Origin of the sequence: Streptosporangium sp. NBC_01639 (genome assembly GCF_045209755.1) — a bacterium.
Lineage (GTDB): Bacteria > Actinomycetota > Actinomycetes > Streptosporangiales > Streptosporangiaceae > Streptosporangium.
On the sequence record NZ_CP109272.1, the window covers coordinates 689,202 to 714,603 of the forward strand.

Annotated in this window: 17 protein-coding genes and 1 riboswitch; of the genes, 11 read left to right on the top strand and 6 right to left on the bottom strand. The window is 68.3% G+C overall.

The features are described 5' to 3' along the window. The first annotated feature begins 305 nt into the window (after window positions 1-305). Window positions 306-2,771, top strand: coding sequence for a non-reducing end alpha-L-arabinofuranosidase family hydrolase (locus tag OHA77_RS03140; protein WP_406315993.1), 2,466 nt, complete (start codon window positions 306-308; stop codon window positions 2,769-2,771). 64 nt (window positions 2,772-2,835) lie between these two features. After that, on the top strand, window positions 2,836-3,039 hold the full coding sequence (locus tag OHA77_RS03145) for a hypothetical protein (RefSeq protein WP_406315994.1): 204 nt from the start codon (window positions 2,836-2,838) through the stop codon (window positions 3,037-3,039). 179 nt (window positions 3,040-3,218) lie between these two features. Here the strand turns inward: OHA77_RS03145 and OHA77_RS03150 are convergent, their stop codons facing one another. Further along, window positions 3,219-3,962, bottom strand: a complete 744-nt coding sequence (locus tag OHA77_RS03150) for a FadR/GntR family transcriptional regulator (protein ID WP_406315995.1) — start codon at window positions 3,960-3,962, stop codon at window positions 3,219-3,221. Between the two features lie 680 nt (window positions 3,963-4,642). Between OHA77_RS03150 and OHA77_RS03155 the strand changes: the two genes are divergently transcribed. The 3 genes from OHA77_RS03155 (at window position 4,643) to OHA77_RS03165 (ending at window position 9,255) form a co-directional block, all read left to right on the top strand. Beyond that, window positions 4,643-5,995, top strand: a complete 1,353-nt coding sequence (locus OHA77_RS03155) for a lectin (RefSeq protein WP_406315996.1) — start codon at window positions 4,643-4,645, stop codon at window positions 5,993-5,995. 287 nt (window positions 5,996-6,282) lie between these two features. Beyond that, window positions 6,283-8,667, top strand: coding sequence for a ricin-type beta-trefoil lectin domain protein (locus OHA77_RS03160; protein ID WP_406315997.1), 2,385 nt, complete (start codon window positions 6,283-6,285; stop codon window positions 8,665-8,667). A 204-nt stretch (window positions 8,668-8,871) separates the two neighbouring features. Further along, a complete protein-coding gene (locus OHA77_RS03165; RefSeq protein WP_406315999.1) occupies window positions 8,872-9,255 on the top strand; it encodes a hypothetical protein in 384 nt (127 codons plus the stop codon). A 38-nt stretch (window positions 9,256-9,293) separates the two neighbouring features. Here OHA77_RS03165 and OHA77_RS03170 read toward each other — a convergent pair whose 3' ends face one another. Beyond that, window positions 9,294-10,064: a FadR/GntR family transcriptional regulator gene (locus OHA77_RS03170; protein WP_326822168.1), complete on the bottom strand. Its 771-nt coding sequence runs from the start codon at window positions 10,062-10,064 to the stop codon at window positions 9,294-9,296. Between the two features lie 139 nt (window positions 10,065-10,203). On the opposite strand from OHA77_RS03170, the gene OHA77_RS03175 reads away from it, so the two are divergent. The 4 genes from OHA77_RS03175 to OHA77_RS03190 all read left to right on the top strand — a co-directional run bounded on the left by OHA77_RS03175 (window position 10,204) and on the right by OHA77_RS03190 (window position 14,464). Continuing rightward, complete coding sequence (locus OHA77_RS03175; protein ID WP_406316001.1) at window positions 10,204-11,478, top strand: ABC transporter substrate-binding protein; 1,275 nt, start codon at window positions 10,204-10,206, stop codon at window positions 11,476-11,478. 163 nt (window positions 11,479-11,641) lie between these two features. Beyond that, window positions 11,642-12,469 (top strand): carbohydrate ABC transporter permease, encoded by an 828-nt coding sequence (locus OHA77_RS03180; protein ID WP_406316003.1) that lies wholly within the window; start codon window positions 11,642-11,644, stop codon window positions 12,467-12,469. Continuing rightward, window positions 12,469-13,296, top strand: coding sequence for a carbohydrate ABC transporter permease (locus tag OHA77_RS03185; RefSeq protein ID WP_326822165.1), 828 nt, complete (start codon window positions 12,469-12,471; stop codon window positions 13,294-13,296). Before OHA77_RS03180 ends, OHA77_RS03185 begins: the two co-directional genes overlap by 1 nt. Window positions 13,297-13,321: 25 nt before the next feature. Beyond that, window positions 13,322-14,464 carry a mandelate racemase/muconate lactonizing enzyme family protein gene (locus tag OHA77_RS03190; protein WP_326822164.1) on the top strand — a complete coding sequence of 381 codons (1,143 nt, stop codon included), beginning with the start codon at window positions 13,322-13,324 and terminating at the stop codon, window positions 14,462-14,464. Between the two features lie 188 nt (window positions 14,465-14,652). Here the strand turns inward: OHA77_RS03190 and OHA77_RS03195 are convergent, their stop codons facing one another. Both OHA77_RS03195 and OHA77_RS03200 read right to left on the bottom strand, forming a co-directional pair. Beyond that, the gene (locus OHA77_RS03195) at window positions 14,653-15,318 is read right to left on the bottom strand and encodes an HAD family hydrolase (protein WP_406316005.1); all 666 of its coding nucleotides are present in this window, start codon (window positions 15,316-15,318) and stop codon (window positions 14,653-14,655) included. A gap of 695 nt (window positions 15,319-16,013) precedes the next feature. Then, window positions 16,014-17,909, bottom strand: coding sequence for an AfsR/SARP family transcriptional regulator (locus OHA77_RS03200; protein WP_406316007.1), 1,896 nt, complete (start codon window positions 17,907-17,909; stop codon window positions 16,014-16,016). 286 nt (window positions 17,910-18,195) lie between these two features. Between OHA77_RS03200 and OHA77_RS03205 the strand changes: the two genes are divergently transcribed. Further along, on the top strand, window positions 18,196-18,696 hold the full coding sequence (locus OHA77_RS03205; protein WP_406319759.1) for a phospholipase: 501 nt from the start codon (window positions 18,196-18,198) through the stop codon (window positions 18,694-18,696). Between the two features lie 151 nt (window positions 18,697-18,847). Next, the gene (locus OHA77_RS03210) at window positions 18,848-19,822 is read left to right on the top strand and encodes a TIGR03557 family F420-dependent LLM class oxidoreductase (RefSeq protein ID WP_406316008.1); all 975 of its coding nucleotides are present in this window, start codon (window positions 18,848-18,850) and stop codon (window positions 19,820-19,822) included. Between the two features lie 4 nt (window positions 19,823-19,826). On the opposite strand, the gene metH is transcribed toward OHA77_RS03210, so the two are convergent. Together metH and OHA77_RS03220 are read right to left on the bottom strand one after the other, a co-directional pair. Further along, window positions 19,827-23,531: a methionine synthase gene (metH, locus tag OHA77_RS03215; RefSeq protein ID WP_406316010.1), complete on the bottom strand. Its 3,705-nt coding sequence runs from the start codon at window positions 23,529-23,531 to the stop codon at window positions 19,827-19,829. A gap of 20 nt (window positions 23,532-23,551) precedes the next feature. Beyond that, a riboswitch (S-adenosyl-L-homocysteine riboswitch) is annotated at window positions 23,552-23,627 on the bottom strand. A 329-nt stretch (window positions 23,628-23,956) separates the two neighbouring features. Beyond that, window positions 23,957-25,357: a dihydroorotase gene (locus OHA77_RS03220; RefSeq protein WP_406316011.1), complete on the bottom strand. Its 1,401-nt coding sequence runs from the start codon at window positions 25,355-25,357 to the stop codon at window positions 23,957-23,959. Between the last annotated feature and the right edge of the window lie 45 nt (window positions 25,358-25,402).

Here is a 25,402-nt window from a genome sequence, read left to right on the forward strand (position 1 = left end):
GGCGTCTCAGCCCAGTTGCGGAATCGCAGCTTTCAGGGCCAGGAGACGTTGCGCAGGCGCAGGACATGGATAGCAAGCAGTGAGACAGAACCTTTCCGGATGAGCTTGACACATTTTGTAATAGTTTCCACACTGAGTCCCCGAGACGGCCCCCTGCCAAGTCGGTGGTGAGTGGCAGGGGCCGTCGGCCACGACGCCCCGGTGGTGTGCGTTCCCTGATGACGGGACGCGGCGTCGATCCTGCGGATTTCCCCTGGTGATTGTCCGCTTCCGCGTTCCTGTGATGCAGTTATGGAGGCTCAGGCATGGGCACAAATGCCATACCCCCACCCGGCACCCGGCGACCTCTCGGCGGTCTTCGCCGGGCCCTGATCGCCGGCGCCCTCGGCACTCTCGTGCTCGGCACGCTCGCGGCGGTGACCAACCCGGTCTCCGCAGGCGCCGCTTCCTCCGAGGCCGCTTCCGCCAATGCCGCGGCGAGCACGCTCGGTGCGGCGGCCCAGCAGAGCGGGCGATACTTCGGCGCCGCGATCGCCGCGGGCAAACTGGGCGACTCGGCGTACACGACGATCGCCAACCGCGAGTTCGACATGGTGACGGCCGAGAACGAGATGAAGATCGACGCCACCGAGCCGAACCGGGGCCAGTTCAACTTCACCAACGGCGACCGCGTCTACAACTGGGCGGTGCAGAACGGAAAGCGGGTGCGCGGGCACACCCTGGCCTGGCACTCCCAGCAGCCGGGCTGGATGGGGGCCCTGTCCGGCAGCACGCTGCGCCAGGCGATGATCGACCACATCAACGGCGTGATGGCCCACTACAAGGGCAAGATCTACGCCTGGGACGTGGTCAACGAGGCCTACGCCGACAGCGGCGGCGGCCGGCGTGACTCCAACCTGCAACGCACCGGCGACGACTGGATCGAGGTCGCCTTCCGTACTGCGCGCGCCGCCGACCCGGCCGCCAAGCTCTGCTACAACGACTACAACATCGACAACTGGACATGGGCCAAGACCCAGGGCGTCTACAACATGGTCCGTGACTTCAAGGCCCGCGGGGTGCCGATCGACTGCGTCGGCCTGCAGTCGCATTTCAACAGCAACAGCCCCTACAACAGCAACTACCGCACCACCATCCAGAGCTTCGCCGCCCTCGGCGTCGACGTGCAGATCACCGAGCTGGACATCCAGGGTGGCTCGGCGACCACCTACGCCAACGTGGCCGACGACTGCCTGGCGGTGCCGCGGTGCACCGGCATCACCGTGTGGGGCGTCCGCGACAGCGACTCCTGGCTGGGCGCGAACACCAGTCCCCTGCTCTTCGACGGCAACGGCAACAAGAAGGCCGCCTACACCTCGGTCCTCAACGCCCTCAACGCCGCGGACCCGAACCCGGACCCCACTCCCACGCCCACACCCACCTCGGGTGGCGGTACCGGGCAGATCAGGGGCGTGGCATCCGGCCGCTGCCTGGACGTGCCCGGCTCCAGCACCACCGACGGCACCCAGGTGAACCTGTGGGACTGCCACACCAACCCCAACCAGCAGTGGACCTACACCGCCGCCGGTGAGTTCAGGGTCTACGGCAACAAGTGCCTGGACGCCGCCGGTACCGCCAACGGCGTCAAAGTCCAGATCTACAGCTGCTGGGGCGGCGACAACCAGAAATGGCGTGTCAACACCGACGGCACCATCGCCGGCGTGCAGTCCGGGCTGTGCCTGGACGCCGTCGGCACCGGAACCGCCAACGGCACCCTGGTCCAGCTCTACGCCTGCCACACCGGCGACAACCAGAAATGGACCTGGAACGGCACTCCGGGAACCCCCGGCCCGACACCGACTCCTACGCCGACCCCGACCGGTATGTGTGCTCTTCCGTCGACGTACCGCTGGACATCGACGGGCTCGCTGGCGAACCCGAAGTCGGGATGGGTCTCGCTCAAGGACTTCACCACCGTCCCCTACAACGGCAGACATCTCGTCTACGCCACGACGCACGACACGGGCACGAGCTGGGGTTCGATGAACTTCGGCCTCTTCACCAACTGGTCCGACATGGCCTCGGCCAGCCAGAACACCATGTCCTCCGCCACCGTCGCGCCCTCACTGTTCTACTTCGCCCCGAAGAACATCTGGGTGCTGGCCTACCAGTGGGGCGGGCCCGCCTTCTCCTACCGCACCTCCAGCGACCCCACCAACCCCAACGGCTGGTCCTCACCGCAGACCCTCTTCTCCGGAAGCATCTCCGGCTCCGGAACCGGACCCATCGACCAGGCCGTCATCGGTGACAGCACCAACATGTACCTGTTCTTCGCCGGCGACAACGGCAAGATCTACCGGGCCGCCATGCCCATCGGCAACTTCCCCGGCAGTTTCGGCACGACCTCGACCGTGATCATGAGCGACACGACGAACAACCTCTTCGAAGCCGTCCAGGTCTACAAACTCCACAACCAGAACCGATACCTCATGATCGTCGAGGCGATCGGCTCCCAGGGCCGCTACTTCCGCTCCTTCACCGCCACCAGCCTGGACGGGACGTGGACACCACAGGCCGCGACCGAGAGCAACCCCTTCGCCGGCAAGGCCAACAGCGGCGCCACCTGGACCAACGACATCAGCCACGGCGAACTGATCCGCACCAACCCCGACCAGACCATGACCGTCGACCCCTGCAACCTGCAACTGCTCTACCAGGGACGCAATCCCAGCTCCGGCGGCGACTACGGCCTCCTGCCCTACCGGCCGGGCCTGCTGACCCTACAGCGCTGACGGCATGACACAGGTCCGGCTCCAACGTTCCTGACGTTCACCGCGAAGGCGTACGCCCCATCGGGTGAGCGCGATCACGGAACGCGATCAGGACCGGTTGGAGCCGGAGCGGCGGGCTCGGCGCACGACCGAGCCCGCCCGGATCACGCAGAAAGCCCAGATCATCCTGCTGATCGGCGAAGCGCCGTCCGGGCGTTTGTTCGGTGACCAGGTCCCATCTGCTTCCACACCGAAGGCGTTCGCTCTTCCCGGGAGCGCGGCGCAGTGAAACTTTCACCCGCGGTCGTCCTGTGATGGCCGGACGGCCACTCGCTCTTCCCTCTCGAGCGGAGCGGCCATTCGGCGCACGTGGTGCTCATGCAGGCTGCCGCGGGCGACCGGCGCGACGGCGGCGGGCGCGTCCTGGCGGCACTGCGCGCATCACCTGCGCGATTTCCCCACGAGGAGTCAATCCGTCGACGAGAAGATACGCTGCTGGATCTCTCTGCGGTAGTCGTCCAGCGTGTTGTCGATGTGTGTCGCCGCGGCCTGGGCCGCCGCTTCCGGGTCGCCGGCGCGGATGGCCTGGTAGATGGCGTCGTGTTCCTCAACGGCCTTGGCCGCATGCCCGCCGACCGAGCCGCGTAGGCCGATGAGGTTGGACTGGGCCTGTAGCCGGCGGGCCTCCCGCACCGCTATCTGGAGGAACATGTTGTGCGAGGCTGTCGCGATGGCGGTGTGGAAGGCGTCATCGCCCTCGTTGAACAGATCCTCGCGTCCGTTGTCGAATCCGTAGCGGCACACTCCGGCTGACTTCTCGATGTCTCCCAGCTCCGCCGGAGTGGCGCGGCGGGCGGCCAGCCGGCTGGTCTCCATCTCCTGGGCTCGGCGGAACTCGAAGAGCATGTAGATGTGGTCCAGGTCGGTGGGCAGGAAGAAGGACGCCCAGCGTCCGGTGCCGAGCATGCCCTCGTCGTCTGCCACGTAGAGCCCGCGCCCCTTCTGGGCGCGTACCCGGCCGAGCGCCGAGAGTATCTTCACCGCCTCGCGCACGACGGTCCGGCTCGTGCCCAGTTGCCGGGCCAGTTCGTTCTCGGTGGGCATGCGGTCGCCAGGTCGCAGACGCAACCGGCTGATCAACTCCAGCACCTGCTCCGCGGCCACCTCGTAGCCCGGCCGGTATGCGCCTTCCGCACGCGGAGTATCGACCACGTTGCTGCTCCCTCTCTGCCACCACCTCCTCAAGAGTACGACCAATCGAGGCCCGGATCAGCATCGATCCTTCCCCCTAACCTGACATTGAATGCTATTCATCTGACGCGCTACTGGGCCATTGAACCGGCGAAAGGAAAGAGAAAGCCGCCTAGCTGTACTTATGCTCGGAACCGTTCCCACTCTGACAAGAGTCTCCTTGTGAGGAGTCAGAAATAAGTGGGCTTAAGGTCTTGACGCGTCTCAGCGCGAGGAACGTAATTAGTAGCTAAGTCTCCGAGACGCCTCTTGTCGAAGGGCTCCTCGGCTGGACCGCATCTGGAGTGGGGCACTCCGCGGCGGTCGTGCGTCGTGGCTTGACCGCCGCGGCTCTAGCAGTCCCTCAGATCACCCCCCTCGCGGTGCCACTCGCCGGACACCGCGGTATGTCTGGAGAATCACGTGAACGATCGGAACAAGCCACGCGGACGCGACCGACGCCGGGGCGACCGGCTGCCGGCCCTGAGCGTGGGGAAGCACTCGCCGTGCTCGCCGGGCGTGATGTTCAGCGCGGGGACCGACAAAACGGTGTCGAGCCACCACGCCCGGCCGGCTGAGACTCCTACCCCCCAAATGAAGGAGGACCAAGTGGCGTCCCCATCCAGACGTGTCGATATGCGAACCGCAGGGGGAGTCGCGTGATGTCGAAGCGCAGATCCTTATTCGGAGCGATCGCGGTCGCGGCACTTCTCGTCCTGTCCACGGGTCACGCGGCGCTGAGCAACAGCCTCGGCAAGACCACGTCGTCCACGGGTGCCGGCGCCCTCGCGCCGACCGCCGGGTGCGGCAAGACCCCGACGCTGGGGAGCGGTACGCATTCGATCCAGAGCGGCGGCAAGAATCGCTCCTTCATCCTGCGAACCCCCGACAACTACAACAACGACACGCCCTACCGGTTGATCTTCGCGTTCCACTGGCGGGGCGGTACAGCCACCGAAGTCGACTCGGGCGGTACCAGTGGGTACCCCTGGTCCTTCTACGGCCTGCGGCAGATGGCGAACAACGGCGCGATCTTCGTCGCGCCCCAGGGCATCGGCAACGGCTGGGCCAATTCCGGCGGCGAGGACGTGACCCTCGTCGACGACCTGATCAGGCGGATCGAGGCGGACCTGTGCGTCGACACCTCGCAGCGCTTCGCTCTGGGCTTCAGCTACGGCGGCGGTATGAGTTACTCGCTCGCGTGCAGCAGGGCGACGGTCTTCCGTGCGGTCGCGGTCTACTCCGGCGCGCAACTCAGCGGGTGCGGCGACGGCACTCAGCCCATCGCGTACATGGGACTCCACGGCATCGGCGACTCGGTGCTCAACATCTCCCAGGGACGGTCGTTGCGTGACAGGTTCGTCAGGAACAACGGCTGTACCGCCCAGAACCCGCCCGAGCCGGGGTCGGGCAGCAGGACGCACATGACCACCACCTACTCGGGGTGCCGGACCGGGTATCCGGTCGTGTGGGCCGCCTTCGATAACGGTCACATGCCCGGCCCGGTGGACGGGACCTACGCTGAGAGCGGCATCACGACCTGGACCAAGGGAGAGGTGTGGAGGTTCTTCTCGCAGTTCGGGACCACCCCGTCACCCGATCCCACGCCGACTCCGACTCCGACTCCGGGCGTGGGTGCGATCCGGGGTGTGGGCTCGGGCAGGTGTCTCGATGTGAGCGGCGTCTCCCAGGCCAACGGCGCCCAAGTGCAGCTCTGGGACTGCAACGGCCAGAACAACCAGCAGTGGACCTCGACTGGCGCCGGTGAACTGCGGGTCTACGGCACCAAGTGCCTGGATGTGAGCAACCAGGGCACCGCCGACGGCGCCCCGGTGCAGATCTGGGACTGCAACGGCCAGAACAACCAGAAGTGGCGGTTCAACTCCGACGGCACCATCACCGCCGTCGGCGCGAACAAGTGCCTGGACGTCCCCAACAGCGCCACGGCCAATGGCACCAAACTCGCCATCTGGTCCTGCAACGGCGGAAACAACCAACGCTGGACCCGAAGCTGACCCCCTTCCCAGACCTCTGAGACGCCTCCAGGATCCCTCGCCGGGGAAAGCGACCGTCACGGCGAGGGATCCCCTTCCACGGCAGGGCCACTTTCACATACCCGCCCGCCCCAGGAGATCCGCACGCCATCCGCGCCCGGACGGCTGCGCCCCGGGTGTGCCACCCGGGCCGTGAGCGCACCGCGCGCTCGACGTGACGGCCGCATGAGGACCGGAGCCGCCCCGCGGGATCAGCTCCGATGGGACGTTCTGCCGACCGCTCCCCCACCCCCACATAAGGAAGTCCCATGTTTGGATTCTCGTACCCCGCGATGCGGAGGCTGGTGTCGACCGGAGCCGCCGTGGTGGGGTTGACCGCCGCAGCCGCTTTGGTGACGCCGGTCTCCCCCGCCCTGGCGGCCACCACGACCCTGTACGCCTCCCCTTCCGGTACCGGCACCGGTTGCTCCGCCGCCCAGCCGTGCTCGGTGCCCGCCGCGCAGACCGCGGTGCGGGCGCTCACCGGCGCGATGTCCGGTGACATCGTCGTGGAGCTGGCCGACGGGGTGTACCGGCTCTCCGCGCCGCTACGGCTGACCGCCGCCGACTCCGGCAACAACGGATACCAGGTGGTGTGGCGGGCGGCCCCGTCGGCGCGTCCCGTGATCAGCGGCGCGAAGGCGGTCACCGGCTGGTCGCTCGCCGACTCCGGGAAGAACATCTGGCGGGCCAACGTCGGTACCGGGATCGACACTCGGCAGCTCTACGTCAACGGCGCCATCGCCACACGCGCGCGTACCACCGTGAACCGGTCGGACTTCACCGCGAACAGCAGTGGCCTCGCCTTCACCAACGGGGCCCTGAGCTATCTGAACAACCTTGCCGACAAGACCCGGGTCGAGATGGAGAGCGTCGGCTCGTTCACGGACCGGTACGTGACGGTGCAGAACATCAGCGGGAACTTCATCACGATGCAGCAGCCCGCCTGGAACAACAACAACTTCGGGTACGACACCTTCACCAGCCCGCACCGGGCGGGTCCGCTCTACCTGGCCAACGCGTACGAGTTCCTCGACTCTCCGGGCGAGTGGTACATCAATCCCAGCACCGGCGTGCTCTCCTACATCCCGCTCGCCGGGCAGAACATGAGCAACGTCAGCGTGGAGCTGCCGGTGCTGCAGTCCTTGGTGAACGTCGGGGGCACCTACGACGCGCCCGCGCACCACATCACGTTCGCCGGAATCACGTTCACCGGCACGACCTGGATGGGGCCCAGCAGCAACCAGGGCTACGCGGACCAGCAGACCGGCGCCTACATGGCCGGCAACTGGAGCTGGCCCAACTTCACCTCCTGCCATGAGGGCTGCCAGCAGTTCGAAGCGACCCGGCCGAACTGGTATCAGATGCCCGCCGCCGTACAGGTCTCCGCAGCCGACAACATCACCTTCAGCGACTCGCAGTTCGTCAACCTGGGCCAGACGGCCGTGGGCATCGGCAACGACGCCAACGGCCACGCCAGCGGTGTCGGCCTGGGCGCCAGCAACATCACGGTCACCCGGTCCGAGATCGCCCGCAGTTCGGCTGGTGGCATCGTGGTCGGCGGCGTGCGTGCCGACGCGCACCACCCCGCCGACCAGCGGATGGTCAACCGGAACATCACCATCAGCAACAACCGCGTCCACGACCTCGGCGTGGAGTACCGGGGCGTCGTCTCGGTCGTGACCACCTACGTCGCCACCGCCGTCATCTCCCACAACGAGGTCTACAACATGCCCTATACCGGCATGTCGATCGGGTACGGCTGGGGTGCCAACGAACCAGGCGGCAGCAACCAGTACGCCAACCGCGGCCTGTACAACTACCAGCCGCGGTACACCACGCCCACCACCGCGTCCAACAACCAGCTCATCGGCAACTACGTGCACGATGTCATGCAGCAGATGACCGATGGTGGATGTATCTACACGCTGTCCTGGAACCCGAACGCGGTGATCAGCGACAACTACTGCCTGCGGACCAACGGCTGGTTCGGGATCTACTTCGACGAGGGCTCCAAGTACTACACCGTCAGGAACAACGTCCTGTCCGCCATCGGCACCTGGGCCACCGCCAACTACTGGGGCGGCGAGAACATGGGCAATTTCACCGTCACCGGCAACTGGGCGAGCAACTCCAGCACCAACGTGACCAACGGCGACCGCGGTAACGTCGTCAACAACAACGTGACCGTCACCAACGGCAACTGGCCGTCGGGCGCCCAGGCCGTGATGACGTCCGCCGGGCCCCAGGGAGGCGGCAGCCAGCAGAATGTGCAGATCGTCGGGGGCCAGTCGGGCCGCTGCGTCGACATCGGCAACTCCAGCACCGCCAACGGAACCCAGGCGCAGCTCTGGGACTGCGGCGGCGGCACCAACCAGCGGTGGACCTACACCTCGGGCAGGCAGCTGATGGTGTACGGGAACAAGTGCCTGGACGCCTACGGCCAGGGGACCGGCAACGGCACCCAGGTGGTGATCTGGGACTGCAACGGACAGGCGAACCAGCAGTGGAACGTCAACGCCGACGGCAGCATCACGGGGTTGCAGTCAGGGCTGTGCCTGGACGTGCCCAACAGCGCCACCGCCAACGGCACCAAGCTCAACCTCTGGGCCTGCAACAGCGGCGCCAACCAGCGCTGGAGCCTGCGTAGCTGAGCCGGCCATCTCATGCCTTCGCCAGGGCGGTTCATCGTCCCGGCGAAGGCCATCGCCCGGACGCTCCGGCAACAGAAGGGAAGGCCGGGGAAGGCGGCCCCGGACGAACCCACTGGTCCGAGACCGTCCGGGGGACGTCGCCGCCGGAACGCGGTGCCGGGCATCCCCTTCCGCCGACACCACCGACACGAGGGAGAACGCCGCATGAGCACGCCAGGCGACATCGACGATCTCCTGCGGCACCTGGAACGTGAAGGCCTCGTCCTCCATCTCGGCATCGGTGACGCCACCGTGTGGTTCGCCGCCGAATTCCGCGAGCACATGATCGCCGAACGGTTGGCGATGCTGCCCGACGAGCCCCTGGTGAGCGTCGCCACGGCCGCTGCGGTGCTCAACGTTCCGCACTCCCACGTCATCGCCGAAGTTCACGCCGCCACCCTGGCCGGCCACGACAGCGGCCGGCAGGTCCAGGTGCGGCGCGAGGCCCTGGTGCGGCGCATCACCGCCCTGGGTCTGCCCCGTCCGGCTCCCTCCACCGAGACCTCGAACCTCCCCGACAGCCCTACGCGGGGGAACGCGTGTCCATAGCCGCCGGACGCCGCGTCCTGGTCGAACGGAGTCGGCGCTCAACGCTCCAGGCGCACAGGGTCGCCCGGCCCGCCGCGACGGACGAGCCAGGCGTCGGTGATGTGCTTGAACATCGCCTCGGCGGCGCCACCGGGGTCGTGGACGGCGATGCGCTCGTAGATGCGGCGATGGCCGAGATTGGATGCCACGCACAAGGCCCGCTGGGGCTGGCCCATGTAGCGGGCGGTGTTGATGACCTGGCTCTCCAGGGCCCGTACCACGCCACGGGCGATACGGTTCCCGGACGCCTGCATGATCGTGTCGTGAAAGGCGCGATCGTGCTCGGCGTACGTGACATGGTCGTCCACGAGCTCGTCCATCCGATCCACCAGCGCACACAGCCGGTCGATGGTGTCCTGATCCGCGAGGCGAGCGGCGAAGTTCGCCATGTCGGACTCCAGCACGCGCCGTGTGACGACGAGGTCGTCAAGGATCGCCAGGCTCTCGTCCTCGGCGATGGTCGCCGCCAGGACGAGCTCGTCGAGCATGTCCCACATCGTCGGCGGGGTGACTATGGTGCCGCTGCCCTGGCGGACCTGCACCAGCCCCTTCTCTTGAAGGATCTTCACCGCCTCACGGATGACGGTCCGGCTCACCGAGAAGGCATCACAGAGCGCTGGTTCGGCGGGCAACGGTGTACCTGAGGGGTGCACTCCCCGAACGATGCGCTCCACCAGCTCCGCTGTCACCGCCCTGGCGAGGTTGGCCGGCCGTCGCACCCACGCCGGCGGGGACGCGACGCTCGGGGGCGACTCCTGCGATGTCGTCATATCTCCTCCGGTGCCGCGGGCGGCGCCACATTTCGACGTCAGTATATGTCACGCGTATTGACGTCAGACGTCATACGAATTACGTTTCGCCTCAAACAGCGGCCGGGCCAGCCGGCCGTCCTCTGGAGAGTGAACAGCAATGAAGCAGCGAACACTGTGGTCGGCCGTCCTGGTTGCGGCGCTGGCCTTGACCGGCTGCGGAAGCGCCACCCGACCCGCGTCGTCGCCGAGCGATTCCAGCAAGGTCACGAAGCTCGTGGTCTGGGACTGGAAATCCGGCGACGCGGCCGCGGCCTCATACGTCCAGAAGGCGAAAGCCGATTTCGCCAAGAAACACCCTGGCGTCACGGTCGAATTCGTGGCCCAGCCGTTCGACCAGTACTACACCCTGCTGGGCGCGGCCATCCAGGCCGGCACGGGGCCCGATGTCATGCTCTTCAACGGAGGCGGCCAGATCCGCGACCGCGTGGACGCGCTCCTTCCGCTCGACCAGTACGTGACCGGGGACAGACAGCGCCTGACGGGCTGGGATGCGTTCGGCAAGGACGGCAAGGTCTACGCCGCACCGGTGACGTTGCAGGGCCATCCGATCTACTACAACAAGACGCTGTACGAGAAGGCGGGACTCGACCCGGCGAGCCCCGCCACGACATGGGACGAGTTCGTCGGCGACTGCGCCACCATCAAGCGGAAGACCGGGGCCACGTGCTTCGCGCTCGGCAACAAGGAAGGCGTCGGCATCCAGTTCTTCCTCTCGGGCCTCGGCTCGGCCACCCTGACGCCGCAGGAGTACGACGACTGGATCGCCGGAAAGCGCGCCTGGACCTCTCCCAACGTGAAGCGGATCTTCGAGCTGTGGAAGACGGCGGGCGGCTCGGGGCTGAACAACGACGGGGCCAACTCGACCGCGATGTTCAACGACGCCTTCGCGATCTTCAACTCCGGCAAGGCCGCCCACATCATCGGGCTGATGTCGGACATCGGGCACTGGAAGGACTTCAGCGAGTTCCTGGGGGCCGACAAGGTCGGCGTCATGCGGGCCCCGGTCGTCACCAGCGGAACCAGCCCGAACCTTCCGTACGACGGTGGCATCGGCTACGCGGTCGCGAAGCGGGCGAAGGATCCGAGCCTGGCCGTCGGCCTGGTGCGATCGCTGACCACGACCGACGCCCTGGCCTCCTTCCACTCCGACGCCGGCGCGATCGCGTCCGACACCACGATCGACGTGTCACAGGGCCCTCCGGCCGTCGGCACGATCGTGTCCGAGATCAAGAGCGGTAAGCCCGCACTGCATGTCGCGCTGTCCTCGAAGACCCTGGACCTGATGGGAAGGCTGTCCCAGCAACTCCTGAGCGGATCGGCGACCGTCGACGAGGTGGTGGAGCAACTGGCCGCCTCCGATCGGGCGAGCTGATCGCGTGCCGATCCGAGATTCGTCACCGCTGGTCCGCCCGGTCGGCCCCAGGCGGGCCGACGGAGGAGAAACGAGGCGGCGGGAACGCCGCGGTGACACCGGGACCGCTTTCCGGCCGGCCTCTCGCACGTCGCGTTCCGAGCGCCTCGCGCCTTACGTCCTGGTGGCCCCAGCCCTACTGATCATCGTGGCGTTGCGGCTGTGGCCGCTGCTCCTGGGCGTCAACTTCTCCTTCACCGGCGACGGCGAGCACAACGGGACGGCGGTCGGCCTCGACAACTACCTGGAGCTGTTCCAGGACCCGTTGTTCCGCGGCGCGCTGCGCAACGTCGGGCTGCTGGTGCTGCTGCTTCCCGTGGCGGTGGCCATCCCGGGCCTGCTCGCGACGTTCATCTACCTGCGCGTGCCCGGACACCGGGTCTTCCGCAGCGTCTACTTCTTCCCGGCCGTGCTCTCACCGGTGATCGTCGGTGCGATCTTCAACCTCATGCTCGCCTTCGACGGCCCGCTGAACGCCGTTTTCGCGCTGATCGGCATCGGCCCGGTCGACTGGCTCGGCGACCCGGATGTCGCCATGTTCGCGGTTGTCGGCGTGCACATCTGGGCGACGTTCGGGATGGCCCTGGTGGTGTTCCTCGCCGGATTCGCCACTTTGGACTCCGCACTCCTGGACGCGGCCCGGGTGGACGGCGCGTCGCTCCCCCGGATCATCTGGCACGTGATCATCCCGAGCCTGACCCGCACCATTCAGTTCGTCTTCGTGACCACGATGATCGGGATGCTGACGTCCATGTTCGGTCTGCTGTACGTCATGACCAGCGGTGGCCCGGAGGGATCCACCTACCTGCCGGAGTATTACGTCTGGATCCAGCAGGGACAGATGAACCGCCCCGCGTTCGCCTCGGCCGCGTCGACGGTCCTCTTCCTCATCATGCTCGTGGTGGGACTCATACAGATCAGCGTGCTCCGCCGCGCCGGAAGGGAGGACTGATGTCCGGCAGCCGCCTGAGCAAGTGGGTGGTCGCCGTTCCGATGGCGCTCCTCGCGCTGGCGACGATCTACCCTCTCGTGTTCACCACCAACGTCGCCATGAAGACTCGGCGTGACTACGTCCTCGACCGGTTCTCCCCGACGACCTCCCCGTACTGGGACAACATCGTCACAGCGTGGACCAGCGTCGGCATGGCTCGATACTTCGCCAACTCGCTCATCGTGGTGACGATCTCAGTGGTCGTCCTGCTGCTCCTCGGATCGATGGCGGGCTTCGCCCTGAGCCAGCTGCGGTTTCGCGGTTCCAAGGCGTTGTTCCTGGGTTGTCTCGCGGCACTGTTCATCCCGTTTCAGGTGATCATGGTGCCGCTCGCACGGGTCATGGCGGACAGTGGTCTCATCGACACCTACCCGGGACTGATCCTGGCCTACGTCGCGCAGTTCCTCCCGTTCACGATCTTCCTGATGACGGGTTACTACAAGACCATTCCGACGGAGATCGTCGACGCGGCGAGAATCGACGGGAACACGACGTACGGCGTCTACCGGCGGGTCATGCTGCCGATGGGCACTCCGGCCCTCCTGTCGGTCGGCATTCTCAACGCCCTGTTCTGCTGGAACGACGTGCTCATCTCCCTGCTGATGATGCCGTCGGCCGACCACCGCACCCTCATGGTCGGGGTCACCTCGCTGCGTGGACAGTACTCCGACAACATCCCCACCTTCGCCTCCGGGGTTCTGATCGCCGCTGTGCCGGTGTTGATGATCTATCTCTTTCTCCAGCGCCAGATTGCCGACGGTGTCACCGCCGGTTCCACGAAAGGCTGACATGCGGATCTCGGGGTATCGCACTTTGACCACGGTCCAGGAATGGGACCGTGCGGTCGGTGACGCCAACGGCGTCTACGCCGACGGGGTCGTTCCGGTGTCGGTCATCATGGTGGACACCGACGAGGGGATCACCGGTGTCGGCATCGGGCCGCACGTGGAACTCGACAGCGTCTTCGCCGCCATCGAGGGTGAGGATCCGCGCGGCGTGACGGCGCTGTACGACCGCATGCTGCGGCAGACCTTCAAGGCGGGCCACGCGGGCGCGGTGTTCGGGACCATCGGTGCGCTCGACACCGCCCTATGGGATATCAAGGCGAAGGCGGCCGGTGAGCCGCTCTGGCGTCTGCTGGGCGGGCGTGACAGGCGGGTTCCCGCCTACGCCTCGGGCCTGGACATCGGCCTGACCGACGACGAATTCGTCTCGGTGTACACGGTCTACGCCCAGCACGGTCTGCGGGCGGCCAAGATCAAGGGTGGCCTCGACATCGAGCGGGACCGGCACCGTCTGACTCTGGTCCAGGAGGTCCTGACCGAGGCCGGGCACGGAAAGCGGCCGGGCCTGATGCTCGACGTGAACGAGTCCTGGTCACGCAAACAGGCGATCCGGCACGTCCGCGAGCTCGAGCGCACCCTGGATCTCACCTGGATCGAGGAGCCCGTCCGGCGGTGGGACGCCGAAGGCCTGGCCGTCGTCGGCCGTGGGATCCGCGCGTCGGTCGCCACCGGGGAGAACCTCACCGGGCTTGAGCAGTATCGTCCGCTGCTGGCCGCGGGGGCCGTCGACATCGTCCAGACGGCCGCGGTCTGGGGAGTCACCCACTTTCTGCGGGTGTCCGCCCTGGCCCACGCCCACGATCTGCCGGTCAGCCCGATCGGCAACATCCCGGTCGGCCTGCTGCACGCCGCGACCTCGGTACCCAACCACATGGCCAGCGAGCTGCAGGACCTGCGGCCGCCGCTCGGAGTGTCCGTCGACCTGTGCGTCGAGGACGGCGCGTTCCTCCTCGGAGACTCGCCCGGCCTGGGCCTCACGGTCGACGAGGACGTCATCGGAGGGCTCACCCGCCGGCCGGGCACCCTGCCGGCCGACGGTCCCGGCGTCCGGCCCGAGCAGGCCGGCCGGCGGCTACTGGCGGTGGCCGATCACGGTCACGCCGCACAGTAGCGCCGCTCGCCCCGACGTCATCGTCCTGTTCCTGGACGGGACCTACCGGCTGGCCTCTCCGCTGCGCTTCGACGCCGAGCGAGCCAGAGCCGAATCTGCGACAGAGCCGTTGACCGGACCCACCCGATCCTGATGACCACGCTCGTCTCAAGTGCGATAACCCGCAGCTCAAACATGCAATGAGTGCGCTACCCCGCCAGAGGTGCGCGCAGCGGCGTGTGGTCGAGGTTGGCGATCAGCTCGGTGAGGGAGTCGAAGACATGGGCGGCACCGGCCTTGCGCAGCTCACCGGGCGAGAAGCCGCCGGTACGGACCGCGACACCGGGCATCCCGGCCCGGCCCGCGGCGAGGAAGTCCCAGGTGGAGTCGCCCACCGCGGCACCGGACCCGCCCCCCACCTTGTTCAACGCCACCCGCAGCAGGTCGGGGGCGGGCTTGGTCGCCTCGACGTCCTCGGAGGTGGTCCACGCCCGGCAACGCGACCGGCCGTCGACGAGGTCGATGAAGCGCTCGACGTGCTGGGGCTTGCCGGATGAGGCCAGGACGACGGTGAAACCACGCCCGCCGAGCTCGTCCAGGAGCTCGGTGGCGCCGTCGAAGGGCCTTATCTCATCGAGATACGGATCGAACTCCTCCACCCACGCGTCGCGCAGCGCGTCGCCGTACCGCTGTTCGACCTCGTCACCGGCGAGAGCCGCCACCAGTTGGTCGCCTCCCATGCCGATGTGCCGGTGGATGCGCCACAACGGCAGCCACACGTCATAGCGGCCGAAAGCCCGGAACCACGCGAGCGCGTGCTGGTAGTTGGTGTCGACCAGGGTGCCGTCGATGTCGAGGATGGCGGTGTCGGGCATACCGGGGATGTGCCCGGCATCGCCGGTGTCACTCAGGACGGTGGTGCCGAAGTTGGTGAAAACCTCATCTGTCGCGCTTTGCGGACCGCCGCCCGCCCGTAGGCCCTGAGGCCGTCTACGGGATCGTCCTCGGACCGCATCCTCTCCCGTCCCATAGGGCAGCCGCCGGGAGGACGAGAACGGGGGAATTCCGTTCCGCCGGGCACGGCCCCGGCAGGACAGGAGCCGGTGAGTCCTGTTCCGCAGGAAAACGGCCGGAGGACGGGAGCCGATGAATTCTGTTCCGCAGGGAAAACGACCGGAGGACGGGAACCGGTGAATCCCGTTCCGCCGGGCACGGCTTCGGTAGGACGGAAGCCGGTGACTCCCGTTCCGCGGGGACGGATGATTTCTTTTCCGGCCACCTGGTGAAAACAATCGGAGCCGTCGCGCGACAAAAGTCACGCGACGGCTCCGGAAGAACTCCGTCACACGGGGAGGAATCAAGACGGGATCAGAGACGGTCGATCTCCAAAGGCTTCACCTCTCGCAAGGCCGCAAATTTCCCATTCCTGCTATTCCTCGATTGTGAAAGAGAACGGGATCGGCTTCCACCCTTGACAGCCCTTATTCGAGACACCCGACTCCTATGGCCTGGCCGGCTCCAGGATGACCGGCGTAGGGGTGGCCGGTGAAGTGATGCCGGACCATGGGGGCTACGGGGCCGAAAGGAGGGTGTCCAGCGCGGACGGAGAGATCGCCAGATCGTGGTCGAGCAGGCGGGTCAGCCCCTCATGGCACTCCTGCCGGCCGTCCTCGGCATGGGCGAGACCGGTGGCGTAGGCGCGCAGCAGGTCGTGCATGCCGTACCGGCCGGTGGAGGCGGGCTGGATCAGATGCGCGCGGGCGAGCAGGTCGAGCAGCCGATGGGCCCGCTCCAGCGGCTCTCCGGCGAGAGCGGCGGCGGCTGGCGGGTCGAAATCGGGGCCCGGATGCAGGCCCAGGAGCCGGAACATCCGGGCGGCGTCGGCGGGGAGGCGGGCATAGGACCAGGAGAACACCGTCCGCACCGCCGCCCGCGGATCCCCGCCGGCGTCCAGCAGATCCAGCCGCCGTCGCCGGTCGCTCAGTCTCCCCGCCAGCTCGGCCAGGGAGACCGTCTGACGGGCGGTGGACAGCTCGGCCACAACCCGAAGGGCCAGCGGCAGCCGCGCGCACTGCCCGGCGAGGACGGAGACGGCCTCGGGATCGGCGTCGGCGGCCCCGCCGATGAGAGCCGACAGCAGAGCGGTCGCGTCGTCGGCGGGGAGCGGGTCCAGCTCCAGGCGGTGGGCACCGTGCAGGGCCACCAGCCCCGCCAGGGAGTCCCGGCTGGTCACCACCACCACGCACGACGGCGTGCCCGGCAGCAGCGGGCGGACCTGCTCGACCGACAGGGCGTTGTCCAGGAGGATCAGCATGCGCCGGCCGCTGATCTCCGTGCGGTAGCGGGCGGCCCGCTCGTCCACCTCCTCGGGGACGTCCTGCCCCGCCACCCCCAGCGCGGACAGGAAACCGGCCAGTGCGGCGTCGGCCGGCACCGGCGGTTCGACGTCATGGCCACGCAGGTTGACGTAGAGCTGCCCGTCGGGGAACGCCTCCCGGACCCGGTGGGCCCACCGTACGGCGAGGGCGCTCTTGCCCACTCCTGCGGTGCCGGACACCGTGTAGGTCACCGTCGTCGTCCGGTCGGCACCGGTGAGGTGATCCGACAGCCGGGACAGCTCGCGTCCCCTGCCGACGAAGGTCGGCACGTCGCCGGGTAGCTGCGCGGGCACCGGCCGGGCCGCTCCGGCCGACGGAGGGGAAGTCCGTACCCGGGCGGCCCGATCACGGTCACGGCGCAGGACCGTCTCGTGCACCTCGCGGAGCTCCGGCCCGGGCTCGGCCCCGAACCTGCCGACCAGCCGGGCCCTGACGGTGGCGTAGCAGTCCAGCGCCTCGGCGTCCCATCCGGCGGCCACGAGCGCCCGCATCAGGACCGCCACCAGCGGTTCGGCGAACGGATGCTCGGCCACCAGCTCCCGCAACGGGCCGATCACCTCGTCGTGCCGGCCGAGCCGCAGCTCGGTCCGGGCCCAGTGGGTGACCGCGTCCAGTCGCTGCCCGCTCCACGTCTCGCGGGTCCGCGCCGCCCACGCCCCGGGCAGATCGGCCAGCGCCGTCCCGTCCCACAGGCCCAGTGCTTCCCGCAGCAGCCCCGACCGGTCGGCGTCGGAGCACCGCCGGTCGTAGGCGGTGGCCACCAGCCGGCGGAACCTGTGCAGATCCACCCGTTCGGGATCGACCTCCAGCACGTAGCCGCCCGCCCGGCGGACCAGCGCCGTCTCCGGGCCACCGGCCGCGTGTGCCCGTTCCAGCAGCCGCCGGATCCGGTTGACGTAGGTGTACAGCACGTTGCGGGCGTCGGTCGTCGGCGCCTGGTCCCACACCCGGTCGACCAGGGCCGACCAGGTCACCAGCCGACCGGCGTCGGTCAGCAGCGCCGCGAGCACCGTCCGCTGTTTGGCCGGCCCCAGATCGATCCTGTCGCCCTGCACGATGAACTTGACCGGCCCGAATAGCTGAAACACCGCAGCTCCTGACAGTCACCTGTCACTAAATCAGAGACAACAGGGCGGTTCAAGTTTCTTTGAGAATTCCTCCAGGCCCTTCATGAATGATTGTGGACACGAGCCACCACAGCGCGGTGTGGCGCGACACCCACTAAGGGTGACCGTTTCGATCCAGGGGTGTGCGTCCACGGAACCGTCCAATGAACGGGCCGCAGGCGCCGTCCGATCCCTTCCATTTTAAATACCGGTGCAAGAGATGACGCATGTCGATTATCAGGTGCCTTGGAAAGGACGTTCTGTGAAAATGCGAAATGGCGTCTCGGGAATCATCGCCGCTACCGCGATGGCGGCCACAGGTTTTCTGGGCGTGATCCCCGCCCAGGCGGACTCGGCGCGCACCCTGTCCCTGACCCAGGCCGAGTTGGCGCAGAAGACCGATGAGTTCCTGTTCAGCGCCTCGATGGGGACCTTCCTTGACAACCGGGCCGCGCAGCCGTACGCCGACCAGCTCGACTGGTCCTCCGACGGTTGTTCCTGGGCACCGGACAAGCCGGAGGGGTTCAACTTCCTGCCCTCCTGCCAGCGCCATGACTTCGGCTATCGCAACTACAAGCGGCAGGGCCGGTTCAACGAGGACGTCCGCGGGGACATCGACCAGAACTTCAAGGACGACATGTACGACGTCTGCCGCAAATACTCGGGCCTGGAGTCGTACAAGGGCGTCATCTGCCGCCGGACCGCCGACACCTACTACTTGGCGGTGCGTGGCCTCGGCGGGACCGCCGCCGACACCCCTGCCGCCTGAGACACGTTTTCCGGTCCACCTCGCCGACACGCCCCGGCAGAGCTCATCTCCGCCGGTACCTACCGCATAGCCTGCGAAAACAGGATCACATTGGAGCCAGCTCTCCCCCACGGCTCCGCCGTACGCGACCAGCCGTGGGGATGGGGCAAAGATGCAGGTCGGCTACAAACTGGCGGCCGAGGCCTTCGGACCGGCCGAGCTCGTCCGGCAGGCGGTGCGGGCGGAGCAGGCCGGGTTCGACTTCGTGGAGATAAGCGACCACTTCCATCCGTGGCTCGACAACCAGGGCCACTCGCCGTTCGCCTGGACGGTGCTCGGCGCCATCGCGGTGAAGACCGAGCGCATCGGGCTGGCCACCGGTGTGACCTGCCCGACCATCCGCTACCACCCGGCGATCATCGCCCAGGCCGCCGCGACACTCGCCCTGCTCTCCGGTGGTCGCTTCACCCTCGGCGTCGGCTCCGGCGAGCGGCTCAACGAGCACGTCGTCGGCCGCGGCTTCCCCGACACGGTCCAGGTGCGGCACGAGATGCTCCGCGAGGCGCTGGAGATCATCCGGCTGCTGTGGCGCGGCGGGTACCGCTCCTACGAGGGCAGGCATCTGCGGCTTGCGGACGCGCGGGTGTTCGACCTGCCCGAGGAGCCGCCGCCGATCGCGGTGGCCGCCAGCGGGCAGCCGTCGGCTCGGATCGCCGCCGAACTCGGAGACGGGCTGTTCGCGACCGAGCCGAAGCCCGAGATCGTCCGCCACTACCGCGACGCGGGCGGCACCGGACCGGGCTACGCCGAGGTGCCCATGGCGTGGGCACCCGACGAGCACACCGCCGCCCAGGCCGTCCTGGAGACCTCACGATGGGCCCTGACCGGGTGGAAGGTCATGAGCGAACTGCCCAACCCGGTCAACTTCGACGCCGCCGGCACCATGGTCCGCGAAGAGGACGTCCTCGCGCAGTTCGCCTGCGGCCCGGACCCGGACCGCTACGTCGAGGTCGCCCAGCAGTACGTCGACGCCGGCTTCGACCGGCTGGTGACGCAGAACGCCGGCCCGGACCCCGACGGGTTCATCGACTTCTACCGGCGCGAACTCGACGGGCGGCTCCGCGGGCTGACCCCGAGGTCACAGTAGGGGGTCACCGGGGCTCGTAGGCGAGGTTGGGACGGAGCCAGCGTTCGACGTCGGGCAGGTCGAGGCCCCGCCGCGGGACGTAGTCCTCGATCTGGTCCCTGCCGACGCGGCCCACGGTGAAGTAGCGCGACGCCGGGTGGGCGAAGAGCAGCCCGCTGACACTGGCGGCCGGGGTCATCGCGAAGGACTCGGTCAGGGCCATGCCGAGCTTCCCGGCGTCGAGCAGGTCGAACAGGGCCTCCTTCTGGCTGTGGTCCGGGCTCGCGGGGTAGCCGAGCGCAGGGCGGATGCCGCGGAAACGCTCGGCGTGCAGGTCCTCGATCGCCGGATCGGCGTCCGGCTCGTACCAGTCGCGCCGCGCCTGCAGGTGGATGTGCTCGGCGAACGCCTCGGCGAGACGGTCGGCGAGGGCCTTCACCATGATCGCGCGGTAGTCGTCGTTCCGGGCCTCGTAGGCGGCGGCGAGCTCCTCGGCACCGTGGACGGCCACCGCGAACCCGCCGAGGTGATCTCCGGCCGGGGCCACGTAGTCCGCCAGGCACCGGTTGGGCCGGCCGGCCGGCTTGGTCGTCTGCTGGCGCAGCATCGGCAGGCGGAGACCGCCCTGCGGTCCGGCGTCGATCAGGATGTCGTCGCCCTCGGAGCGCGCGGGCCAGAAGGCGTAGGCGCCCTGGGCCTGGAACCGGCCTTCCGCGATGATCTGGTCGAGCAGGGTGTTCGCGTCGTCGTAGAGCTCGCGGGCCACCGGCTGGTCGAGGATCGCCGGATACTTGCCCTTGAGCTGCCAGGCGAGGAAGAGGAACTGCCAGTCGATCATCTCGCGGAGGGTGGTCAGGTCCGGCTGGACGGTACGGACCCCGGTGAAGGCGGGGACGGGCAGGTCGTCGAACGAGACCTGCTCACGGTTCGCCCGGGCTTGCGCGAGGGTCAGCAGGGGGACCCGTTCCCGGGTCGCGTGCTGCTCGCGCAGGCGCTCCTGCTCGGCCCGGTTGCTCACCGCCAGCTTCTCGGCCCGGCCTTCGTCCAGCAGATCGGAGACCACACCGACGACGCGGGACGCGTCGAGCACGTGGACCGTGGTGCTGTCGTAGGCGGGGGCGATCCGGACCGCGGTGTGCTGGCGCGACGTCGTGGCGCCGCCGATCAGCAGGGGCAGCTTCAGCCCGCGGCGCTGCATCTCCGCCGCGACGGTGACCATCTCGTCCAGCGACGGAGTGATCAGCCCCGACAGGCCCACGGCGTCGGCGCCCTCGGCGACCGCGGTGTCGAGGATGACGGCGGCGGGGACCATGACCCCGAGGTCGATGACCTCGTAGTTGTTACAGCCCAGGACGACGCCCACGATGTTCTTGCCGATGTCGTGCACGTCGCCCTTGACGGTCGCGAGCACCACCTTCCCCTGGCCGCGCTCGGCCTCGACGCGCCCCTCCAGCCGCGCCTGCTCCTTCTCGGCCTCCATGAACGGCTCAAGATAGGCGACCGAGCGCTTCATCACCCGCGCGCTCTTGACCACCTGCGGCAGGAACATCTTCCCGGAGCCGAACAGGTCGCCCACGGTCTTCATGCCGTCCATGAGCGGCCCCTCGATCACTTCGAGAGGCCGCGGCACCCGCTGCCGGGCCTCCTCGGTGTCGTCCTCGATGAAGTCGACGATGCCGTGCACCAGCGCGTACGCCAGCCGCTCCTCCACCGGCGCCTCGCGCCAGGACAGGTCCACTGTGCGGCGGGTGCCGGACCCGCTCACCGTCTCGGCGAACGCGACGAGCCGGTCGGTGGCGTCGGCGCGCCGGTCGAAGATCACATCCTCGACGAGTTCGAGCAGGTCAGCGGGGATGTCCTGATAGACCGCGAGCTGCCCCGCGTTGACGATCCCCATGTCCAGCCCGGCGCGTACGGCGTGCAGCAGGAACGCCGAGTGCATCGCCTCGCGCACGACGTCGTTGCCGCGGAAGGAGAACGACAGATTGGAGATGCCGCCGCTGATCCGCACTCCCGGGCAGCGCTGCTTGATCAGCGGCAGTGCGTCGATGAACGCCTTCGCGTAGCCGTTGTGCTCGGCGATGCCGGTGGCGACCGCGAGCACGTTGGGGTCGAACACGATGTCCTCGGCGGGGAAGCCGGCCTGCTGGGTGAGCAGGTCGTAGGCGCGGGCGCAGATCGACACCTTACGCTCGACGGTGTCGGCCTGCCCGAGCTCGTCGAAGGCCATGACGACCACGCCGGCGCCGTAGTCCCGGATCCGCCGGGCCTGCGCCAGGAACGGCTCCTCCCCCTCCTTGAGGCTGATCGAGTTGACGACGCCCTTGCCCTGCACGCACTTGAGACCGGCCTCCAGCACGGTCCACCGCGAGCTGTCGATCATGATCGGGATACGGGCGACCTCCGGCTCGGTCGCGATCAGGTTGAGGAACGTGGTCATGGCCCGCTCGCTGTCGAGCAGGTCGGCGTCCATGTTGACGTCGAGCAGGTTGGCCCCGCCTCGCACCTGCTCCAACGCGACGTCGACCGCCCCCTGGTGGTCGTCCCCCTCGATCAGGCGCCGGAAGCGCGCCGAGCCCGTGACGTTGGTGCGCTCCCCGATCATGACGAAGCCGGTGTCGGCGCCGATCTCGAACGGCTCCAGCCCGCTGAACCGGGTGCGCGCCGGCGGTGCCGGAACCGGGCGCGACGGAAGGCCGGACACCGCGGCCGCGATCCGCGTGATGTGCGCCGGCGTCGTCCCGCAGCACCCGCCGACGACGTTGACCATTCCCGAGCCGGCGAACTCGCCGAGCAGTCGTGCGGTCTCGTCCGGCGTCTGGTCGTAGCCGCCGAACGCGTTCGGCAGCCCGGCGTTGGGATGGCAGGCCGTGTAGACCCCGGCGAGCCGCGACAGCTCGGCCACGTGCGGGCGCATCTCCTCGGCGCCCAGCGAGCAGTTCACCCCCACCACCAGCGGATGGGCGTGTTCGATCGCGTCCCAGAACGCCTCGACGGTCTGTCCCGACAGGGTGCGCCCGCTCAGGTCGACGATCGTCACCGAGATCCAGAGCGGCAGGTGCGGGGCGACCTCGCGGGCGGCGGCGATCGCGGCCTTCGCGTTGAGCGTGTCGAAGATCGTCTCGATCAGCAGCAGGTCGACCCCGCCGTCGGCCAGCGCCTGGATCTGCTCGGCGTACGTGGCACGGACCTCGTCGAACGACACCGCCCGGTAGGCGGGATCGTCCACCCGCGGGGACAGCGAGAGCGTGACGTTCAGCGGGCCGATCGAACCGGCGACGAACCGCCCGCCCGCCTCGTCCGCGGCCTGGCGGGCGAGCTGGGCGCCCCGCAGGTTCATCTCCCGCACCAGCGACTGCAGCCCGTAGTCCGACTGGCCGATGCTCGTCGCGGTGAACGTGTTCGTCGTGGTGATGTCCGCGCCCGCCGCCAGATACTGCCGGTGCACGTCGAGAATGACATCCGGCCGCGTCAGGTTCAGCAGGTCCGGGTCACCGGTCACGTCACGCGGGTGGTCCTTGAACCGTTCTCCGCGGTAGTCGTCCGGGGTGAGCCCGGCATTCTGCAGCATCGTGCCCCAGGCCCCGTCGAGCACCGCGACCCGCCGGTCCAGCAGCTCCCGCAGCGCCTGCGTCCGGGCGGCCGTCTCCGCCGCCGACCGCGCCACGGAGCCGCCTGCGCCGGGCGTGTGCCGGACAGTGTCGTGCTCGCCACCGTGATTGAAGGACATATCCACTGGACCACCTCCCGTTGTGGGAGGCGCCCTTGGTAAACGGTGCAGATCGAGCGTGGCGGGCCTGAGCCCGTTGCAGCGCCTCTCGATCTAGAAGTCAAGGGTACCGAAAAGAAAATGACGGCGCCAGAAGCCGGTTCCCCGCCGTCTTCCCGGCCGGCCGGAGGCACCGGCCCCGTCCCGGGACCATCCCCGCAGGCGCGGGGCCGACGCAGGTGTGGAAGTCGGTGAGCGCACGGGAGAGGGACCATCCCCGCGGGCGCGGGGCCGACGACTTGGACGCCAGGGTGATCACGTCTGAGCGGGGACCATCCCCGCGCGGGGATGTTCCCGGGTTGCTGGCCAGAGGGAGTTCCGCAGCCCAGTCGGCCTCGCGCTCGCGGGGATGGTTCTCCAGTGGTCGGCGACCAAGTGGGCCGCGGTCATCGCGGGACGTAGCTCCCGGACGGTTCGCCGGCGACCTTGCCGTCCCGGTAGACGACGCGACCGCCGACGACCGTGGTGACGGGCCAGCCGGTGAGGTCCACGCCCTCGAAGGGACAGTGGTCCTGGCCGGACAGCAGGAGGTCGGTGGTGACGGTCTGGGTGAGGGCGGGGTCCACGATCGTGAGGTCGGCGTCGAAGCCGACGGCGAGGCTGCCCTTGCGGCCCCAGAGGTTGTACGCCCGGGCCGGGTTACCGGAGGCGACCTCCGCCAGCCGGGTCAGGGGGACGCCACGCCTGAGGTGGCCCTCGGAGAAGAGAACGGGATAGAGCAGGGCGGTTCCCCCGAAACCCGGGCGGGCCGGCCAGAGGTCGTCGCCCTTGTACTCGTCCATGCAGCAGGCGTGGTCGGAGGCGACCCAGTCGATCCGGCCGTCTGAGACGCCGGCCCACAGCTCCTCGTTGTCCTGGGGCGTACGGATCGGCGGGTTGACCTTGCCGCCCAGGCCGCCGCGCCTGTCGAGGGTGTCGCAGTCGAGGCAGAGGTGGTGGAGGGTGGCCTCCCGCCTGGCGTTCACCTGGGAGGCCGCGGCGAGGGCGTCCGCGCTGGACAGGTGGAGGAAGTTGACGTTGACACCGGTATACGCGGCGAGGGTGGCGGCCTCGGCGATGGCGAGCCGCTCGGTGAGGGGCGGCCGGCCCTCATGGTAGGCGCGCAGGTCCTGGGCGGCTCCGCTCCGCCGGACCCGGTCGATGAAGACGCGCATCAACTCCGACTGCTCGCAGTGCAGGCTGAGCGAGAGCCGCCGCTCCGGGTGCGCGGCCTGCGTTTCGGCGATCTTCTCCATGATGAGGAGGAGGTGGCCGAGGTCGTACTCGTCGGACATCGTGAACGCCTGGGCGTCGCGGCTGTTGGCGGCCAGGTCGAAGCCCTTGTAGAACATGTAGTACTTGAAACTCGACACGCCCTGTCCGACCAGCCAGGGGATCTCGCCGATCTGGTCGACGGTCATGGGAGCGAGGTGGAAGCCGTAGTCGGTGAAGGCGCGTCCGGCGACCGCGCCGAGGACCTCCGGGAAGATCTCCGCGTAGGGGCCCGTCCTGTCGAGATAGTGCTGGCCGGTGCGGAAGTAGGAGAGCACGGTGGTCGCGCCGCCGACGAGGGACGAGCGTGTCTCCTCGTACGCGTCCAGCCCCAGGTCGCGGTAGATCCCGATGTGGAAGTGGGCGTCCACCGCCCCCGGGAACACGATCTTCCCGGTCGCGTCGACCCGCTCGTCTCCGGGGAGGTCCTCGCCGATGGCGACGACGCGGCCGTCGTGGACGGCCAGATCCGCACGGATCTCTCCATGGTACGGCAGGACCAGCGTGCCGCCCTTGACCACAAGGTCATGCTTCATGCCCCAGTCTTACCGATCCGTTTCGCAGAATGCAACGGCGTTTCC

What these genes read in the sequence shown, in the direction of transcription:
- OHA77_RS03140 (WP_406315993.1), top strand. Translation starts at nt 306, where the DNA reads ATGGGCACAAATGCCATACCCCCACCCGGCACCCGGCGACCTCTCGGC.
- OHA77_RS03155 (WP_406315996.1), top strand. Translation starts at nt 4,643, where the DNA reads ATGTCGAAGCGCAGATCCTTATTCGGAGCGATCGCGGTCGCGGCACTT.
- OHA77_RS03160 (WP_406315997.1), top strand. Translation starts at nt 6,283, where the DNA reads ATGTTTGGATTCTCGTACCCCGCGATGCGGAGGCTGGTGTCGACCGGA.
- OHA77_RS03165 (WP_406315999.1), top strand. Translation starts at nt 8,872, where the DNA reads ATGAGCACGCCAGGCGACATCGACGATCTCCTGCGGCACCTGGAACGT.
- OHA77_RS03170 (WP_326822168.1), bottom strand. Translation starts at nt 10,064, where the DNA reads ATGACGACATCGCAGGAGTCGCCCCCGAGCGTCGCGTCCCCGCCGGCG.
- OHA77_RS03175 (WP_406316001.1), top strand. Translation starts at nt 10,204, where the DNA reads ATGAAGCAGCGAACACTGTGGTCGGCCGTCCTGGTTGCGGCGCTGGCC.
- OHA77_RS03185 (WP_326822165.1), top strand. Translation starts at nt 12,469, where the DNA reads ATGTCCGGCAGCCGCCTGAGCAAGTGGGTGGTCGCCGTTCCGATGGCG.
- OHA77_RS03195 (WP_406316005.1), bottom strand. Translation starts at nt 15,318, where the DNA reads ATGCCCGACACCGCCATCCTCGACATCGACGGCACCCTGGTCGACACC.
- OHA77_RS03205 (WP_406319759.1), top strand. Translation starts at nt 18,196, where the DNA reads ATGCGAAATGGCGTCTCGGGAATCATCGCCGCTACCGCGATGGCGGCC.
- OHA77_RS03210 (WP_406316008.1), top strand. Translation starts at nt 18,848, where the DNA reads ATGCAGGTCGGCTACAAACTGGCGGCCGAGGCCTTCGGACCGGCCGAG.
- metH (WP_406316010.1), bottom strand. Translation starts at nt 23,531, where the DNA reads ATGTCCTTCAATCACGGTGGCGAGCACGACACTGTCCGGCACACGCCC.
- OHA77_RS03220 (WP_406316011.1), bottom strand. Translation starts at nt 25,357, where the DNA reads ATGAAGCATGACCTTGTGGTCAAGGGCGGCACGCTGGTCCTGCCGTAC.